The organism is Chromobacterium fluminis (genome assembly GCF_011602385.1).
Classification (GTDB): Bacteria; Pseudomonadota; Gammaproteobacteria; order Burkholderiales; family Chromobacteriaceae; genus Chromobacterium; species Chromobacterium fluminis.
The window spans coordinates 57,097-72,441 of record NZ_JAAOMA010000001.1; the positions used below are offsets into that span (position 1 = coordinate 57,097).

Annotated in this window: 16 protein-coding genes; all 16 read left to right on the plus strand. The window is 68.5% G+C overall.

The features are described 5' to 3' along the window. Positions 1–6 precede the first annotated feature (6 nt). The 16 genes from eutT (at position 7) to HA052_RS00295 (ending at position 15,344) form a co-directional block, all read left to right on the plus strand. Complete coding sequence (gene eutT / locus HA052_RS00220) at positions 7–819, plus strand: ethanolamine utilization cob(I)yrinic acid a,c-diamide adenosyltransferase EutT (protein WP_166450341.1); 813 nt, start codon at positions 7–9, stop codon at positions 817–819. After that, positions 816–1,922 carry a phosphate acetyltransferase gene (gene pta, locus HA052_RS00225; protein WP_166450342.1) on the plus strand — a complete coding sequence of 369 codons (1,107 nt, stop codon included), beginning with the start codon at positions 816–818 and terminating at the stop codon, positions 1,920–1,922. Before eutT ends, pta begins: the two co-directional genes overlap by 4 nt. 44 nt (positions 1,923–1,966) lie before the next feature. Continuing rightward, entirely contained in the window at positions 1,967–2,260 is a 294-nt protein-coding gene (gene eutM, locus HA052_RS00230) for an ethanolamine utilization microcompartment protein EutM (protein ID WP_048410037.1), read from the plus strand. A 130-nt stretch (positions 2,261–2,390) separates the two neighbouring features. Beyond that, positions 2,391–2,675 (plus strand): ethanolamine utilization microcompartment protein EutN, encoded by a 285-nt coding sequence (gene eutN, locus HA052_RS00235; RefSeq protein WP_166450343.1) that lies wholly within the window; start codon positions 2,391–2,393, stop codon positions 2,673–2,675. A gap of 49 nt (positions 2,676–2,724) precedes the next feature. Continuing rightward, the gene (locus tag HA052_RS00240) at positions 2,725–4,146 is read left to right on the plus strand and encodes an aldehyde dehydrogenase (RefSeq protein WP_166450344.1); all 1,422 of its coding nucleotides are present in this window, start codon (positions 2,725–2,727) and stop codon (positions 4,144–4,146) included. An 11-nt stretch (positions 4,147–4,157) separates the two neighbouring features. Further along, positions 4,158–5,009: an ethanolamine utilization protein EutJ gene (eutJ, locus tag HA052_RS00245; RefSeq protein WP_166450345.1), complete on the plus strand. Its 852-nt coding sequence runs from the start codon at positions 4,158–4,160 to the stop codon at positions 5,007–5,009. Next, on the plus strand, positions 4,996–6,210 hold the full coding sequence (locus HA052_RS00250; protein WP_166450346.1) for an iron-containing alcohol dehydrogenase family protein: 1,215 nt from the start codon (positions 4,996–4,998) through the stop codon (positions 6,208–6,210). Before eutJ ends, HA052_RS00250 begins: the two co-directional genes overlap by 14 nt. Positions 6,211–6,252: 42 nt before the next feature. Next, a complete protein-coding gene (gene eutH / locus HA052_RS00255) occupies positions 6,253–7,497 on the plus strand; it encodes an ethanolamine utilization protein EutH (RefSeq protein WP_166450347.1) in 1,245 nt (414 codons plus the stop codon). 8 nt (positions 7,498–7,505) lie between these two features. Beyond that, positions 7,506–8,939 carry an ethanolamine ammonia-lyase reactivating factor EutA gene (locus HA052_RS00260; protein WP_166450348.1) on the plus strand — a complete coding sequence of 478 codons (1,434 nt, stop codon included), beginning with the start codon at positions 7,506–7,508 and terminating at the stop codon, positions 8,937–8,939. Between the two features lie 2 nt (positions 8,940–8,941). After that, a complete protein-coding gene (locus HA052_RS00265; RefSeq protein ID WP_166450349.1) occupies positions 8,942–10,303 on the plus strand; it encodes an ethanolamine ammonia-lyase subunit EutB in 1,362 nt (453 codons plus the stop codon). A 16-nt stretch (positions 10,304–10,319) separates the two neighbouring features. Further along, on the plus strand, positions 10,320–11,189 hold the full coding sequence (gene eutC / locus HA052_RS00270) for an ethanolamine ammonia-lyase subunit EutC (protein WP_166450350.1): 870 nt from the start codon (positions 10,320–10,322) through the stop codon (positions 11,187–11,189). An 11-nt stretch (positions 11,190–11,200) separates the two neighbouring features. Next, the gene (eutL, locus tag HA052_RS00275; protein ID WP_166450351.1) at positions 11,201–11,860 is read left to right on the plus strand and encodes an ethanolamine utilization microcompartment protein EutL; all 660 of its coding nucleotides are present in this window, start codon (positions 11,201–11,203) and stop codon (positions 11,858–11,860) included. A gap of 13 nt (positions 11,861–11,873) precedes the next feature. Further along, positions 11,874–12,362, plus strand: coding sequence for a BMC domain-containing protein (locus HA052_RS00280; protein ID WP_166450352.1), 489 nt, complete (start codon positions 11,874–11,876; stop codon positions 12,360–12,362). After that, on the plus strand, positions 12,359–13,714 hold the full coding sequence (locus HA052_RS00285) for a 4Fe-4S dicluster domain-containing protein (RefSeq protein WP_166450353.1): 1,356 nt from the start codon (positions 12,359–12,361) through the stop codon (positions 13,712–13,714). The genes HA052_RS00280 and HA052_RS00285 overlap by 4 nt, the downstream gene beginning before the upstream one ends. Then, a complete protein-coding gene (locus HA052_RS00290) occupies positions 13,693–14,241 on the plus strand; it encodes a BMC domain-containing protein (RefSeq protein ID WP_166450354.1) in 549 nt (182 codons plus the stop codon). Before HA052_RS00285 ends, HA052_RS00290 begins: the two co-directional genes overlap by 22 nt. Before the next feature lie 50 nt (positions 14,242–14,291). Next, on the plus strand, positions 14,292–15,344 hold the full coding sequence (locus HA052_RS00295; RefSeq protein WP_166450355.1) for a helix-turn-helix domain-containing protein: 1,053 nt from the start codon (positions 14,292–14,294) through the stop codon (positions 15,342–15,344). Position 15,345: the final 1 nt, after the last annotated feature.

A 15,345-nucleotide genomic window follows, 5' to 3' on the forward strand; every position in this document is an offset into this window, starting at 1 on the left:
GCCGCCATGGGCAACTTCATCACCGAAGACTGGCTGCGCTCCCGCTACTCGCTGGCTCGGCATACCGAAATCCATCTGCCGCGCGACGCCAGGTTGACGCCGTCGGCCGAGGAGTTGCTGAAAAGCCGCGCCATCGTCGTCCGTTACCTGGACCCGCAGGGCAGCGTCTTCGACGCCGGCGCCGACGGCGAGCGCCGCGCGGTGCACGCGCTGACCGGCGACAGCGCGCAGCGGCAGGAATGCCGCTGCCTGCTATGCCGCCAGCCGGTGGCGCGCAAGACCGAGGCGCTGACCCATCTGGACGCCAACACCCTGGTGCCCAAAAACCATCCCCGCATCGCCCTGCGCGGCAAGCTGGACAGCGCCATCGCCCAGGCGGTGTGGCTGCAGGCCGAATGGGACGAGCGCCAGGCGCCCGCGGCGCTGGCGCGCTGCCTGGCCGATATCCGCTCGGCGCTGGGTAACGCGTTGCGCGCCGAGGTCAGCGGCGAACCCATGCCGCCCATCGCCATGGGCGAGGCCAACGAGGCGCGCCTCCACGCGCTGTCGCACCGGCCGCTGGCCCTGCTTGGCCACGACCACATCGTGCCCGCCGTCGAGCACGGCGCGGAAGTGGCGCGGCTCAATCTGCTGCGCGCCGCGATACGCGAGTGCGAAACCATGGCCGCCGGCCTGTATCTGGACGCGGATTTCCAACTGAGCCGGCCGGACATCCTGCAAGGACTCAACCGCCTGAGCAGCGCGGTATACGTGCTGATGCTGCTGGCCTTGCTGGCCAAGCGCGGCCAGCCGCTGCCCGGGCTGGGAGAAACAAGATGAACCTTCTGCTCCAGCAATGCCGCCTCGACGCGCATGAGCGCCCAGCCCGCATCGTGTTCCCCGACAGCCTGGACCCGCGCTGCGTGCGCGCCGCGCACCAGCTGGCGCTGGCCGGCCTGGCGCGGCCCATCCTGCTGGCCAACCCATTCGAGCTGCGCCATTTTTGCCATCTTCAAGGCCTGCCGCTCACCGGTTTCACCGTCCATGACCCGGCCGTCTCGCCACGGCTGCCCGCCTACCAGGCGGCGCTGGCCGCGCGCCTGCCCAAGGAAGGCGCGGATGCGCTGCTCGCCTCGCTGCGGCGGCCGCTGTGGTTCGGCGCGGCCATGCTGGCGGCCGGCGACGCCGATCTGTGCATCGCCGGCAACCATTCCTCCACCTCGGACGTGCTGCGCGCCGCGCTCAAGGTGATAGGCCTCGCGCCCGGCAACCGCACGGTGTCGTCCATCTTTTTCATGTTGCCGGCGGATGGCGACGAGCCGCTTGGCTTCGCCGACTGCGGCGTGGTGCCGCAGCCCACCGCCGAGCAGCTGGCCGACATCGCGCTGGCCAGCGCGGACAGCTACCGCCAGGTCACCGGCCGGGAGCCGCGCGTGGCCATGCTGTCCTTTTCCAGCCACGGCAGCGCCCGCCACCCTGACGCGGAAAAAGTGCGCGCCGCCGTGGCGTTGGCGCGCGGTCGCAGGCCGGAACTGATCCTGGACGGCGAGCTGCAATTCGACGCGGCGATGGTGCCGGACGTGGCCGCCGGCAAAGCGCCGGACAGCCCGCTGGCCGGACGCGCCAATGTGCTGGTCTTCCCCTCGCTGGAGGCCGGCAACATCGGCTACAAGATCGCGCAGCGGCTGGCCGGCTATCAGGCGCTGGGCCCAATGGTGCAGGGCCTGGCCCGCCCGCTGCACGATTTGTCGCGCGGCTGCAGCGTGGAAGACATGGTCAACGTCAGCCTGCTGGCGATGAAGATGCGCCGCGCGCTCCCAGACGGCCAACAAAGCGCTTCATTGCGCAAACCCGGCATTGAATCCCCCTTCCCCCAGCCTCGCCTTCGAACAGGCGAGCCGGGGCAGGCAAGCCGAGAACGCGCCGCGTTCCCGTTGAGATAGGCAGATATTCGTGTTGAACCCCCAACCCCTCAAGGAGTGTGCAAATGGAAGCTCTTGGCATGATTGAAACCCGCGGCATGGTGGCCCTGATCGAAGCGTCGGACGCCATGGTCAAGGCGGCCCGGGTCAAGCTGGTCGGCGTCAAGCAAATCGGCGGCGGCCTGGTGACCGCAATGGTGCGCGGCGACGTGGCCGCCTGCAAAGCCGCCACCGATGCCGGCGCGGCCGCCGCGCAGCGCATCGGCGAACTGGTGTCCGTTCATGTGATTCCGCGCCCGCATGCCGATCTGGAAGAAGTGTTTCCGATCAAGATGTCGGCCGACAAGAACCTGGACTAAGCATCAACTGATCTTGGCCGGCGGCTGAAACCAAGCCGCCCGGCCGGTTCTCCCCCCGCAAACCGCATGTCGCCCGCGCGCGACAGGGGGAGGTTTTGCCCGCCGCCAGGCGGGTACGGGAGCCAGGCAAATGAAATTGGGCATCGTGGTGGGGCAGGTGGTGTCCACCGTCAAGCACGGCGGCTTGCAGAAAGACCGTCTGCTGCTGGTAGAGATGCTGACCGCGGACGGCCAGCCCGGCGGCGACACCCAGGTGGCGGCCGACAGCCTGGGCGCCGGCGACGGCGAGTGGGTGCTGCTGGTGGCCGGCAGCTCGGCGCGGCGGATACAGGACGAGGACGCGCCGGTGGACCTGGCCGTGGTCGGCATCGTCGACGAGGTGGTGCACCGGCAGCGGGTGGTTTTCCACAAGTGACCCGGCGCGCCGGAAAGCTTGGTAATTCCAGTTTCAAAAGGAGTGGATTGTGGAACTCAAGGCAAGCGATATCGAACAAGTGGTGAAGGCGGTGTTGGCGTCGATCAGCCAAACGGCCCCGACGAGCGGCGCGGCGGCCGAAAGCGCGCTGCCGGCCGGCGTTTTCGCCGAGCTGGACGACGCGGTGGCGGCGGCGAAGCGGGCGCAGACGGCGCTGGCCAGCGTGGCGCTGCGCGAACGCGTCATCGCCGCCATCCGCGCGACGGGCGAGGCCCACGCCCGCGAGCTGGCCGAATTGGCCGTGACCGAAACCGGCATGGGCCGGGTGGACGACAAGATCGCCAAGAACCTGGCGCAAGCCCGGCACACCCCCGGCGTCGAATGCCTGCAAGCGCAAGTGCTGACCGGCGACCGGGGCCTGACGCTGATAGAAAACGCGGCCTGGGGCGTGATCGCCTCGGTGACGCCGTCCACCAATCCGGTGGCCACCGTCATCAACAACGCCATCAGCATGATCGCCGCCGGCAACAGCGTGGTGTTCGCGCCGCATCCGGCGGCCAGGAAAACCTCGCAACGCGCGATCACCCTGCTGAACCAGGCCATCGTCGCCGCCGGCGGGCCGGCCGATCTGCTGACCACGGTGGCCAAGCCCGACATCGAGACCGCGCAGCGCCTGTTCCGCTACCCCGGCATCCATTTGCTGGTGGTTACCGGCGGAGAAGCGGTGGTGGACGCCGCGCGCAAGGTCACCGACAAGCGGCTGATCGCGGCCGGCGCCGGCAACCCGCCGGTGGTGGTGGACGAGACCGCCGACATCGCCCGCGCCGCGCGCGACATTGTCTGGGGAGCCTCATTCGACAACAACATCATCTGCGCCGACGAGAAGGCGCTGATCGCGGTGGACGCGATCTGCGACGACTTGAAGGTGGAGATGGAAAAACATCGCGCGGTGGAATTGACCGCAGACGAGGCCGCCCGGCTGCTGCCCATTCTGCTCACCAAGGTGAACGAGCACGGACAGGGTGCGGTCAGCCGCGACTGGGTGGGCCGCGACGCGGCGAAGATCGCCGCCGCCATTGGCCTGCACGTGCCGGACGACACCCGCCTGCTATTCGTGGAAACGCCGGCCGACCATCCGTTCGCGGTCACCGAGCTGATGATGCCGCTCTTGCCGGTGCTGCGCGTCGCCGACGCGAACCAGGCCATAGACCTGGCGGTGCGGCTGGAAGGCGGTTGCCGCCACACCGCGGCCATGCACTCGCGCAATCTGGACAATCTGGACCGGATGGCCAACGCCATCAACACCAGCATCTTCGTCAAGAACGGCCCCTGCCTGGCCGGCCTGGGCTTTGGCGGCGAGGGCTGGACCACGATGACCATTTCCACGCCCACCGGCGAAGGGGTCACTTCGGCCCGCAGCTTCGTGCGCCTGCGCCGCTGCGTGCTGGTCGACCACTTCCGCATCGTGTGAGGAGCCGCGCCATGCCCACCCTCCCCCTCTCTGCCGACCAGCTGCAACAGCGACTCAACGCCGCGCGCGCCTTGCATCGCGGCGAAGTCCGCCGCGCGGCCGTGGCCGGCATGCGCCTGGGCATAGACCTGGGCACCAGCGACGTGGTGTCGGTGGCGATGGCGCCGGACGGCGAACCGCTGGCGCTGCGGCTGGATTGGGCCGATGTGGTGCGCGACGGCGTGGTGTGGGATTTCTTCGGCGCGGTGAGCATCGTCCGCCGCCAGCTGGACGCACTGGAGCAAGCGCTGGGGCATCGCTTCGCCGCCGCCGCCACCTCCTATCCGCCGGGCACCGATCCACGCATCTCGGTCAATGTGCTGGAAGCGGCGGGGCTGGAAGTCAGCGGCGTCATCGACGAACCCTCGGCGGTGGTGGAACTGCTGGGGATCAGCCGCGCCGCCGTGATCGACATCGGCGGCGGCACCACCGGCATCGCCATCGTCGAGAACGGCCGGGTGAGCCATCGCGCCGACGAGGCCACCGGCGGCCATCACGTGTCGCTGGCGCTGGCGGGCCACAGCGGCCTGCCGCTGGCCGAGGCGGAAATCCTGAAACGCGAGCGCGGCGCGGACATCTGGCCGGTGGTGCGGCCGGTGTTCGAGAAGATGTGCGACATCGTGCGCCGCCATCTGGCGCGCCTGCCCGACGGTGATCTCTACCTGTCCGGCGGCTCCTGCTCGCTGCCGGGTGTGCGCGAGCTGTTCCAGCGCGAATTCCCCGCCCACCGCGTTCATCTGCCCGAGCACCCCCTCTACCTGACCCCGCTCGCCATCGCCCACCACGCGCTGGCCGCGCAAGGAGCACACCATGCCAGCCGCTGATCTGGGCCAGGCGCTCTATCACGCCATCGATCTGTTCAACGCCCGCGAGGTGCAAACCTTCGCGGTGCCGCCGGCCACCTTCATCGGCGCCGGCGCCGTCGCCCGGCTGGGCCAAGCCGCGGCCGAGCGCGGCTATCGCCGCGTTTTCATCGCCATCGACGGCTTCCTGCTGGAACAGGGGCTGGCCGACAATCTGTTCCGCTCGCTGCAGCGGCACGGCGTGGCCGCCGAAACCTACCGCTACCCCGGCGGCGAACCGGACAGCGACACGGTGGAAGCCGCCGCGAGTCAGCTGACCGCCGCCGCCTGCGACGCCATCATCGCCTTCGGCGGCGGCTCGGTGCTGGACACCGCCAAGGCCATCGCCGCGCTGGCCGCCCACCCCGGCATGCGGGTGGCCGATCTGGCCGCCGCCGCCGCGCTGCCCAATGGCCGAATGCCGCTGCTGCTGACCCCCACCACCGCCGGCACCGGCTCGGAAGCCACCAACATCACGGTGATCACCGACAGCGCCAGCGGCATCAAACAGGCCATCGCGCAGCCGGCGCTGCTCCCGGACCTGGCGGTGCTGGACGCCTGCCTGACCCTGGCCGTGCCCGCGCCGCTGACCGCGGCCACCGGCATAGACGCATTGACCCACGCCATCGAAGCCTATCTGGCGCGCGGGGCCAACCCGCTGACCCAGGCGCTGGCGCACCGCGCCATCACCCTGATAGGCCGCGCGCTGCCCATCGCCGTTGGTCAGGGACACCAGCTGGCCGCTCGCCAGGACATGATGCTGGGTTCCTATCTCGCCGGCATGGCGTTTTCCAACGCCGGCCTGGGACTGGTGCACGCGATGGCTCACCAGATAGGCGCGCGTTACCACATTCCGCACGGCGTCGCCAACGCGGTGCTGTTGCCCTCGGTGCTGCGCTTCAACCGCCTGGTGTGCGCGCCCCGCTATCGCGAACTGGCTCACGCGCTCTGCGGCGAAACGCTGGACGCCGACGGACTGATCGCGGCGATGGCGCGGCTGATCGTCGACATCGGCCTGCCCGGCAGCCTGCGGTTGCCGGGCGTCGAACCCGAACACTTCGCCGCGCTGGCCGACGCCGCGCTCGACGACGCCTGCCTGGCCGGCAATCCGCGCGATGCCAGCCGCGAGCAAATCATCGACATCTACCGCCACGCCTGGCAGCGCCAGGCGCCGGCCTGCTGAATTCGCAATCGGGCACCGCCCACCGTCACAGGAGCAAGAGCAATGGGTATCAATGAAATCATCATGTGGATCATGATGACCTTCATGGTCGTCGCGGCGCTGGACAGAATGCTGGCGCAATTCGGCGGTTCGGAGGCCGTGCTGGCCAAAGTGGGACTGAGCCGCGTCGGCCGTCAGATCGAGGGCTCCGGCGCCCAGTTCGAAGAAGGCTTTCTGGCCATGGGCGCGCTGGGCCTCGCCATGGTCGGCGTGATCGCGCTGGCGCCGGTGCTGGCGCACTGGCTGGGGCCGGTGGTGATTCCGCTCTACGAAGCGGTGGGCGCCAACCCGGCGATGTTCGCCACCACCTTGCTGGCCAACGATATGGGCGGCTTCTTCCTCGCCAAGCAGCTCTCCGGCGGCGACACCGCCGCCTGGCTGTACGCCGGCCTGATCCTAGGCGCGATGATGGGGCCCACCATCGTGTTCAACATCCCGGTGGCGCTGGGCATCATCGCCAAGGAAGACCGCCGCTTCCTGGCGCTGGGGGTGATGGCCGGCATGGTCACCATCCCGCTGGGCTGCATCGCCGGCGGCGCGGTGGCCATGGTCAGCGGTGTCACCGTGGACGGCCAGCCGGTGGACTTCAGCCTGAGCATGATTCTGATCAATATGATTCCGGTGATCGCCGTGGCGGTGCTGCTGGCCATCGGCCTCAAGCTGTGCCCGGAAAAAATGATTTCCGGCTTCCAGATCTTCGCCAAATGCCTGGTGGTCCTGATCACCGCCGGCCTGGCGCTGGCCGTGCTGCAAGCCACGCTGGGCCTCAGCCTGGTGCCGGGCATGGACCCCATCTTCATGGTCAAGGGCGACGCGCCGGGCGCAACGATGCGCGCCATCGAGGTGATAGGCTTCATCGCCTGCGTGCTGCTGGGCGCCTATCCGATGGTGTTCATGCTGACGCGCTGGTTTGAACGGCCGCTGATGAAGGTGGGCGGGCTGCTGGGCATGAACAACAGCGCCGCCGCCGGCATGGTGGCCACGCTGGCCAACTCCATCCCCATGTTCGGCCTGATGAGCAAGATGGATGATCGCGGCAAGGTGATCAACGTGGCCTTCGCCGTATCCGCCGCCTTCACCTTCGGCGACCACCTCGGCTTTACCGCCGCCAACGTCTCCAGCATGATTTTCCCGATGATAGTCGGCAAGCTGGTGGGCGGCTTCAGCGCGGTGCTGCTGGCGATGAAACTGGCGCCCAAGCCGGCCGACGACCGCCTCCGCGCCGCGCTGTCGGCGCAGCAAGGCTGAGGCCAGCGATGAACCGCCGCCAGATACACAGCGTGGGCATCGACATCGGCACCACCACCACCCAGGTGATCTTCTCGCTGCTGGAACTGGTCAACCGCGCCGGGGTGTCGCAAGTGCCGCGCTACGAATTCTCGCGCCGCGACATCGTCTACCAGAGCCCGGTGGCCTTCACGCCGCTGGATGAGGACGGCCGCGTGCGCGAAGACGAACTGATGACCTTCATCCGCGCGCAATACCAGGCCGCCGGCCTCGCTCCCGGCGAGGTGGAGTCCGGAGCCATCATCATCACCGGCGAAACCTCCAAGGCGCGCAACGCCCGCGACACGGTGCTGAGCCTGTCCGAAACCCTGGGCGACTTCGTGGTGGCCGCCGCCGGCCCGCATCTGGAGTCGGCCATCGCCGGCTACGGCTCGGGCGCGGCCGAGCTGTCCGAACGTGAAACCAGCCGTGTCGCCAATATCGACATCGGCGGCGGCACCGCCAACTACGCGGTGTTCGAAGCCGGCCGCTTGCTGGACAGCGCCTGCCTGAACGTGGGCGGCCGCTTGCTGGAGGCCGACGCCGGCGGCGCCACCCGCCGCCTGCACGCTCCGGCCCGCGCCATCTGCGCCGAACTGTTCGGCGCCGGCTTCGACGCCGCCGCGCTGGGCCCCGCCGAGCACGCGCGCGTGGCCGAACGCATGGCCGAGCTGCTGTGGGAGGTGCTGCTGGGCCGGCCTTCGACGCTGGCGCGCCAATTATTGATGACCGACGCGCTGCAGGCCGGCCGCCCGTTCGACGCGGTGTTGCTGTCCGGCGGCGTCGGCGAGTGCTACCGCCACCCGCCGGCCGACCCCTACGCCTTCGGCGACATCGGCCCCCTGCTGGCGCGCGCCATCGCCGCCCATCCCGGCCTCGGCGCCCAGCCGCTGCGCGCCGCGACGCAAACCGTGCGCGCCACCGTGATAGGCGCCGGCGCGTACACGCTGTCGCTGTCCGGCAGCACCATCTGGCTGCGCGGCCTGCGTCTGCCGCTGCGCAATATCCCGGTGGCCCATCCCGATCTCAATTGGGCCGATTTCAGGCCCGGCGGCCTGACGGACAGCCTGGAGCGGGCTGTGCGGCGGCTGGACCTGGACCCGGCGCAAGACCTCTACGCGCTGGCTTTGCCGGCCGACCTGCCCATCGCCTACCGAGCGATAGACGCCTGCGCCGGCGAGCTGGCCGAATTCTCGCGCCGTTTTCCGCAACAACGCCCCCTGCTGGCCTTGTCCTGCAGCGATCTGGGCAAGGCGCTGGGCATGCTGCTGCAACCGGCGTTGACCGGCCGCGAGCTGGCGGTCATCGACGAAGTGGCCACACGCGCCGGCGACTACATCGACATCGGCGCGCCGCTGTTCGGCGGCGACATCGTGCCCGTCACCGTCAAATCGCTGGCCTTTCCAACATCCAAAGAGGTTTGATCATGAAACTGAAGACGCATTTATTCGGCAAGACCTATCAGTTCCGCGACGTCAAGGAGGTGTTGGCCAAGGCCAACGAGCCGCGCTCCGGCGACATGCTGGCCGGCGTGGCCGCGCAAAGCGCGCAGGAACGCGTGGCCGCCAAGCAGGTGCTGTCCGAGCTGACCCTGGCCGACCTGCGCGAAAACCCGGTCATTCCCTACGAGGAGGACTGCGTCACTCGGGTGATCCAGGACGACCTCAACGAGGCCGCCTACGCCCGCATCCGCAACTGGAGCGTGGGCGAGCTGCGCGAGGCGGTGTTGGGCGACGACGTCGACGCCGAGGCGCTGGACTTCCTGCGCAAGGGCATGACCTCGGAAATGGTGGCGGCGGTGGCCAAGCTCTGCTCCAACGCCGACCTGATCTACGGCGCCAAGAAAATGCCGGTGATCAAGCGCGCCAACACCACCATAGGCCTGCCCGGCCGCTTCAGCGCGCGCTTGCAGCCCAACGACACCCGCGACGACGTGAAAAGCATCGCCGCGCAGATGTTCGAAGGGCTGTCCTTCGGCATGGGCGACGCGGTGATAGGCGTCAACCCGGTGACCGACAACGTGGAAAACGTGCGCCGCGTTCTGGACACCATCTACGATGCCATCGACAAATACCGGATTCCCACCCAGGGCTGCGTGCTGGCGCACATCTCCACCCAGATCGAGGCTATCCGCCAGGGCGCGCCCGGCGGACTGATCTTCCAAAGCATCTGCGGCAGCGAAAAGGGGCTGAAGGAGTTCGGCGTGACGCTGGAGCTGCTGGATGAGGCCCGCGAGGTGGGACGCCAACACAACCGCATCGCCGGCGACAATTATCTGTACTTTGAAACCGGCCAGGGCTCGGCGCTGTCCGCCGGCGCGCACAACGGCGCGGACCAGGTGACGATGGAAGCGCGCAACTACGGGCTTGCCCGCCACTACGACCCCTTCATCGTCAACACCGTGGTCGGCTTCATCGGCCCGGAATACCTGTACAACGACCGCCAGATCATCCGAGCCGGTCTGGAAGACCACTTCATGGGCAAGCTCTCCGGCATCTCGATGGGCTGCGACTGCTGCTACACCAACCACGCCGACGCCAACCAGAACTCCAACGAAAACCTGGCCATTCTGCTGGCCACGGCGGGCTGCAACTTCATCATCGCCATGCCGCTGGGCGACGACATCATGCTGAATTACCAGACCACGGCCTTCCACGATACCGCCACCATCCGCCAATTGCTGGGCCTGCGCCCGGCGCCGGAATTCGAGGCCTGGCTGGAAACCATGGGGCTGATGGAAAACGGCAGGCTGACGCGCCGCGCTGGCGATGCGTCCTTCTTCTTCTGACTTGGAGCCCATAACCATGGACAAGCAGCAAATCGACGAAATCGTACGCGCGGTGATGACCCAACTGGCGCAACCCGCGCCCGCCGTCGCCAGCGTCGTAGAACCCGCCCCGGCCAACAGCGAGGAAAGCCTGCCCGATCTGGGCGGCGAAGACTTCCGGCTATGGATGGGCGTGGCGGCGCCCCAACGCGCCGAAGTGCTGGCCGAATTCCGCGCCAACACCGCCGCCCGCGTCTGCACCGGCCGCGCCGGCCCGCGCCCGCGCACCACCGCGCTGCTGCGCTTCCTGGCCGATCACTCGCGCTCCAAGGACACCGTGCTCAAAGAGGTGCCGCAGCAATGGGTGCAGGAAAAAGGCCTGCTGGAGCTGCAAAGCGAGATCGACAACAAAGACCAGTATCTGACCCGCCCCGACATGGGCCGCCGCCTGAACGAAACCTCGCTGCAACTGCTGAAAACGCGCTGCAAGCAACGGCCGCAAGTGCAGGTGGTGGTGTCCGACGGCCTGTCCACCGACGCCGTCACCGCCAACTTCGACGAAATCCTGCCGCCCTTGCTCAAGGGGCTGGAAAGCGCCGGCCTCGATGTCGGCACGCCCTTCTTCGTCCGCTACGGCCGGGTCAAGGTGGAAGACCAGGTGGGCGAAACGCTGGGCGCGCAGGTGGTGATCCTGCTGGTGGGCGAGCGCCCGGGCCTTGGGCAATCGGAAAGCCTGTCCTGCTACATGGTGTACGCGCCCACCGCCGCCACGGTGGAAGCCGACCGTACCTGCCTTTCCAACATCCACCGCGGCGGCACGCCGCCGGTGGAAGCCGCCGCCGTCATCGTAGACCTCGCCAAACGCATGCTGGAGAAGAAGGCTTCCGGCATGGCGCTGAACCGTTAAAGGAGACCGTCATGGCAGTTCTGGACCTGATCAAACCCAGCGTGAAGGCCGTACGCCTGATCGCCTCTGCCCAAGCCGACTTCAAGGCCGCGCTCAAGCTGCCCCCCCACATCAACAGCCTGGGTCTTCTCACCGCCGACTCGGACGACGTCGCCTACATCGCCGCCGACGAAGCCACCAAGCAGGCGCAGGTGGAAGTGGTGTTCGGCCGCTCGCTGTACGCCGGCGCGGCCCACAGCTCCTCGCCCACCGCTGGCGAAGTGCTGATCATCCTTGGCGGCGGCTCGCCGGCCGAGGTGCGCGCCGGACTGGATTCGATGATGGCCACCATCGCGGACGGGCCCGCCTTCCGCTGGGCCAACGAGGCCGAGGACTGCGCCTTTCTCGCTCACGTGGTCTCGCGCAGCGGCTCCTACCTGTCCGCGCAAACCGGCGTGCGGCAGGGCGAGCCGCTGGCCTATCTGATCGCGCCGCCGCTGGAAGCCACCTTCGGCATCGACGCCGCGCTCAAGGCCGCCGACGTGCAATTGGCCAGCTATGTGCCGCCGCCGTCGGAAACCAACTACTCCGGCGCCTTCCTCACCGGCAGCCAGGCCGCCTGCAGCGCCGCCTGCCAGGCCTTCACCCAGGCGGTGCTGGACGTGGGCCGCCAGCCCATCACCCTGATGTAAGCGGAGGCCGCAGATGATCAATGCCTTGGGCTTGCTGGAAGTCAGAGGGCTGGCCACCGCCATCGAGGCGGCGGACGCCATGCTCAAGTCCGCGAATGTTCGCCTGTTGCGGCAATGGCGCACCGACCCCGGCATGATCTCGCTGGTGGTGGAGGGCGACCTCGCCGCCTGCCGCGCGGCGCTGGACGCCGGCGTCGCCGCGGCGCGGCGCTTGGGCGAAGTGATTAGCCGCTGCGAGATAGGCCGACCTGATCCCGACACCGAAATACTGGTAGACGCGATGCTGCGGCCGCCGGAGACCGTGGCCGCGCCGGCCGCCGCCTTGGACGAGGCGGCGGTGCTGGCCCGCATCGCCGCGGAGCCAGGCGGCATGAGCCTGGTCGACCTGCAAACCGCCTTCCCCTTCGTCGGCCTGAATCGCGGCTGGCTGCAGGCGCAATGCCGCGCCGGAACGCTGCTGCGCCGTCGCGGCCGTTATTTCCGCGCCGGGAGCCAGCCATGATCAGCGCCGAACTCATCCGCCAGCGGGTGGCCGCCGCCGGCGTTGTCGGCGCCGGCGGCGCGGGCTTTCCCGTCGCGGTCAAACTGGCGGCGCGAGCCGACACCTATCTCGTCAACGGCGCCGAGTGCGAACCTCTGCTCAAGGTGGATCAGCAACTGGCGGCGCGCGAGGCGGCGGCGCTGCTGCGCGGTCTGCGCCACGGCATGACCGCCACCGGCGCGACCCAGGGCGTGATCGCGCTCAAGGCCAAGTACCGCGAGGCCATTGCCGCGCTGACGCCGCTGTTGCCCGCCGACGTCCGCCTGCACATTCTGGAAGACATCTATCCGGCCGGCGACGAAGTGATCACCATTTGGCTCGCCACCGGGCGGCGCGTGCCGCCGGCCGGCTTGCCGCTGGACGTGGGCGTGGTGGTCAGCAATGTGCAGACCCTGCTCAATGTGGCCGCGGCGGTGGACCAGGAGCGGCCGGTCACGCGCCGCACCCTGACCGTCAACGGCCTGGTCAAACAACCGCTGACGCTGACCCTGCCGCTGGGCACGCCCTTGCGCGAAGCGCTGGCGCTGGCCGGCGGGCCCAGCCGCGACGATGTCGCCTTCATCGACGGCGGGCCGATGATGGGCAGGCTGCTGCCCTCGCTGGACCTGCCGGTGACCAAGACCACCGGCGGCCTGCTGGCCTTGCCGCACGACCATCTGCTGATCCGCCGCCGCCAGCGCGGCGACGCGGCGCAGCTGGCGATGGCGCGCACGGTGTGCGAGCAGTGCTGCCTGTGCACCGAGCTGTGCCCGCGCCACCTGATCGGCCACGAACTGCCGCCGCACCTGATCGTGCGCGCGGTCAACTACCGCCATGCCGGCCCCAGCCCGGACACCGTGCTGGCGGCTCTGACCTGCTCGGAATGCGGCGTCTGCGAAGCCTACGCCTGCCCGGTGGAGATCTCGCCGCTGCGCGTCAACCTCCTGCTCAAGGCCGAACTGCGCGCCCAGGGGCTTCGCTACCAGGGCGCGCTGAGGCCCGCCGATCCGATGGCGCGCCATCGTCTGGTGCCGGTGTCCCGCCTGATCACCCGTCTCGACCTGGATTTGCTCAACCACAAGGCGCCGTTTCAGGCTATGGCGTACCGTCCCGAGAAAGTGGTGCTGCCGCTGCGCCAGCACATCGGCGCGGCCGCGCAGCCCTGCGTCGCGACGGGAGAGCGGGTACGCGAAGGGCAGTTGATCGCCGCCATGCCCCAGGGCGCGCTGGGCGCGGCCTTGCATGCCAGCGTGGACGGCGTCGTCGTCGCGCTGGACGCGGAAACCATCGTCATCCAAACCTCGGAGCCCACATGCCTCACGCCATCGCCCTGATAGAACTGAGCAGCATCGCCCGGGGCATTGAAACCGCCGACGCGATGCTCAAATCCGCCCATGTGGAGCTGCTGGCGGCCAAGACCATCTGCCCCGGCAAATTCATCGTGCTGGTGGGCGGCGACGCCGCCTCGGTCGAACAGGCCGCGGCGCAGGGCCGGCAGGCCGCCGGCCACCTGCTGGTCGATCACTTCTCCATCGCCAGGCTGCATCCGGACGTGCTGCCCGCCATCAGCGGCGTGACCCGGCTGGAACACGCGGCGGCCGTGGGAGTGGTGGAAAGCTATAGCGTCGCCGCCTGCATCGCGGCGGCGGACCTGGCCGCCAAAACCGCGGAAGTGACGCTGATCCGCATTCATCTGGCCTTCGGCATCGGCGGCAAATGCTATTTCGTCCTCAGCGGCGATGTGGCCGCCGTGGCTAGCGCCATCGACGTCGCCGCGCGCAGCGCCGGCGAGAAAGGATTGCTGGTGCAGCAAACCGTCATTCCCCGCCCCGCCCCCGCGCTATTGGCCAGCTTGCTGTAGGCGGCACGGGAGAGACCGCCGCCAGCCACCGTATACGAAAGGGAAACACCATGTCAGACCCCAGTCCAGGATCAGGCCCCTTGCACCAGCTGCGCGCGACCAGCCCTCCGCCCCGGGAGCCGCTGGCGCCGCTAGGCGCCGAGGTCGGCGTCAAGCACCGCGAAACCAACAACAGTTTTGAACAGGCATGCGCGATCACGGCCTGGCAGCAACTTTACGATCAGTTGTTGCCCGGCCTTTTCTTCGGCCATGTGAAAGAGTTGTGGCTGGATCAGCTGCAATGCTTCGAAGAGTTCACCAGCCGTTCGCTGCGCCAGTCCTGCGTAGTCTGGCCGGACGCCTACTGGTTCGGCCTGCCCTGCCCCGACCAGCCCGGCGCGGCCCGCGACGGCGGGCAGATGGGCAATGGCGCCATCGCCATCAGCACCGGCGGCGAGGACTTCGAACTGACCACGCCGGATAATTTTCGCATCATGGGACTGGTGGTGCCGCAAGCGGAACTGGATGAGCACGCCAGGCTGACCCTGGACGGCGGACTGCCCTTGTCTCTGAAAGACCAGCCGCTGCTGCAGCTGGACCCGGAGCGCAAGCGCGACTTCATCTTGCGCCAGCGCCAGCTGTTGATCGAGGCCGAACGCAGCCGCCTGGGGCCGGCCGACATCACCGCCTACCGCTTCATGCGTCACGAATTGCTGGATGGATTGACCGAACTGCTGGCCAGCGCCTTGCCGGCGCCCACGCAGCAACGCAGCCTGCGCAGTCACTGGCGGCTGGTGCGCAAGGCGCGCGACTTCGTGATGAGCCAACCGGACGAGGCGCTGGTGGTGGCCGACCTGTGCCAACACCTCAACCTCAGCCGGCGCACCTTGCAGAACATTTTTCAGAACACGCTGGGGCTGTGTCCGCTGACCTATCTCAAGAGCATCCGACTGAACGCGGTGCAACGCGAACTGCTCAGCCCTGACTCTCGCCACCACACTGTGCAAGATATCGCCGCGGCCTGGGGTTTCTGGCATATGAGCCAGTTCGCCACCGACTACAAACGCTTATTTGGAGAAAGGCCGTCCGCCACGCTGCTACGGCGCGCCGTCGGCCCTGACTGAG

What these genes read in the sequence shown, in the direction of transcription:
- eutT (WP_166450341.1), top strand. Translation starts at nt 7, where the DNA reads ATGGGCAACTTCATCACCGAAGACTGGCTGCGCTCCCGCTACTCGCTG.
- pta (WP_166450342.1), top strand. Translation starts at nt 816, where the DNA reads ATGAACCTTCTGCTCCAGCAATGCCGCCTCGACGCGCATGAGCGCCCA.
- eutM (WP_048410037.1), top strand. Translation starts at nt 1,967, where the DNA reads ATGGAAGCTCTTGGCATGATTGAAACCCGCGGCATGGTGGCCCTGATC.
- eutN (WP_166450343.1), top strand. Translation starts at nt 2,391, where the DNA reads ATGAAATTGGGCATCGTGGTGGGGCAGGTGGTGTCCACCGTCAAGCAC.
- eutJ (WP_166450345.1), top strand. Translation starts at nt 4,158, where the DNA reads ATGCCCACCCTCCCCCTCTCTGCCGACCAGCTGCAACAGCGACTCAAC.
- HA052_RS00250 (WP_166450346.1), top strand. Translation starts at nt 4,996, where the DNA reads ATGCCAGCCGCTGATCTGGGCCAGGCGCTCTATCACGCCATCGATCTG.
- eutH (WP_166450347.1), top strand. Translation starts at nt 6,253, where the DNA reads ATGGGTATCAATGAAATCATCATGTGGATCATGATGACCTTCATGGTC.
- HA052_RS00260 (WP_166450348.1), top strand. Translation starts at nt 7,506, where the DNA reads ATGAACCGCCGCCAGATACACAGCGTGGGCATCGACATCGGCACCACC.
- HA052_RS00265 (WP_166450349.1), top strand. Translation starts at nt 8,942, where the DNA reads ATGAAACTGAAGACGCATTTATTCGGCAAGACCTATCAGTTCCGCGAC.
- eutC (WP_166450350.1), top strand. Translation starts at nt 10,320, where the DNA reads ATGGACAAGCAGCAAATCGACGAAATCGTACGCGCGGTGATGACCCAA.
- eutL (WP_166450351.1), top strand. Translation starts at nt 11,201, where the DNA reads ATGGCAGTTCTGGACCTGATCAAACCCAGCGTGAAGGCCGTACGCCTG.
- HA052_RS00280 (WP_166450352.1), top strand. Translation starts at nt 11,874, where the DNA reads ATGATCAATGCCTTGGGCTTGCTGGAAGTCAGAGGGCTGGCCACCGCC.
- HA052_RS00285 (WP_166450353.1), top strand. Translation starts at nt 12,359, where the DNA reads ATGATCAGCGCCGAACTCATCCGCCAGCGGGTGGCCGCCGCCGGCGTT.
- HA052_RS00290 (WP_166450354.1), top strand. Translation starts at nt 13,693, where the DNA reads ATGCCTCACGCCATCGCCCTGATAGAACTGAGCAGCATCGCCCGGGGC.
- HA052_RS00295 (WP_166450355.1), top strand. Translation starts at nt 14,292, where the DNA reads ATGTCAGACCCCAGTCCAGGATCAGGCCCCTTGCACCAGCTGCGCGCG.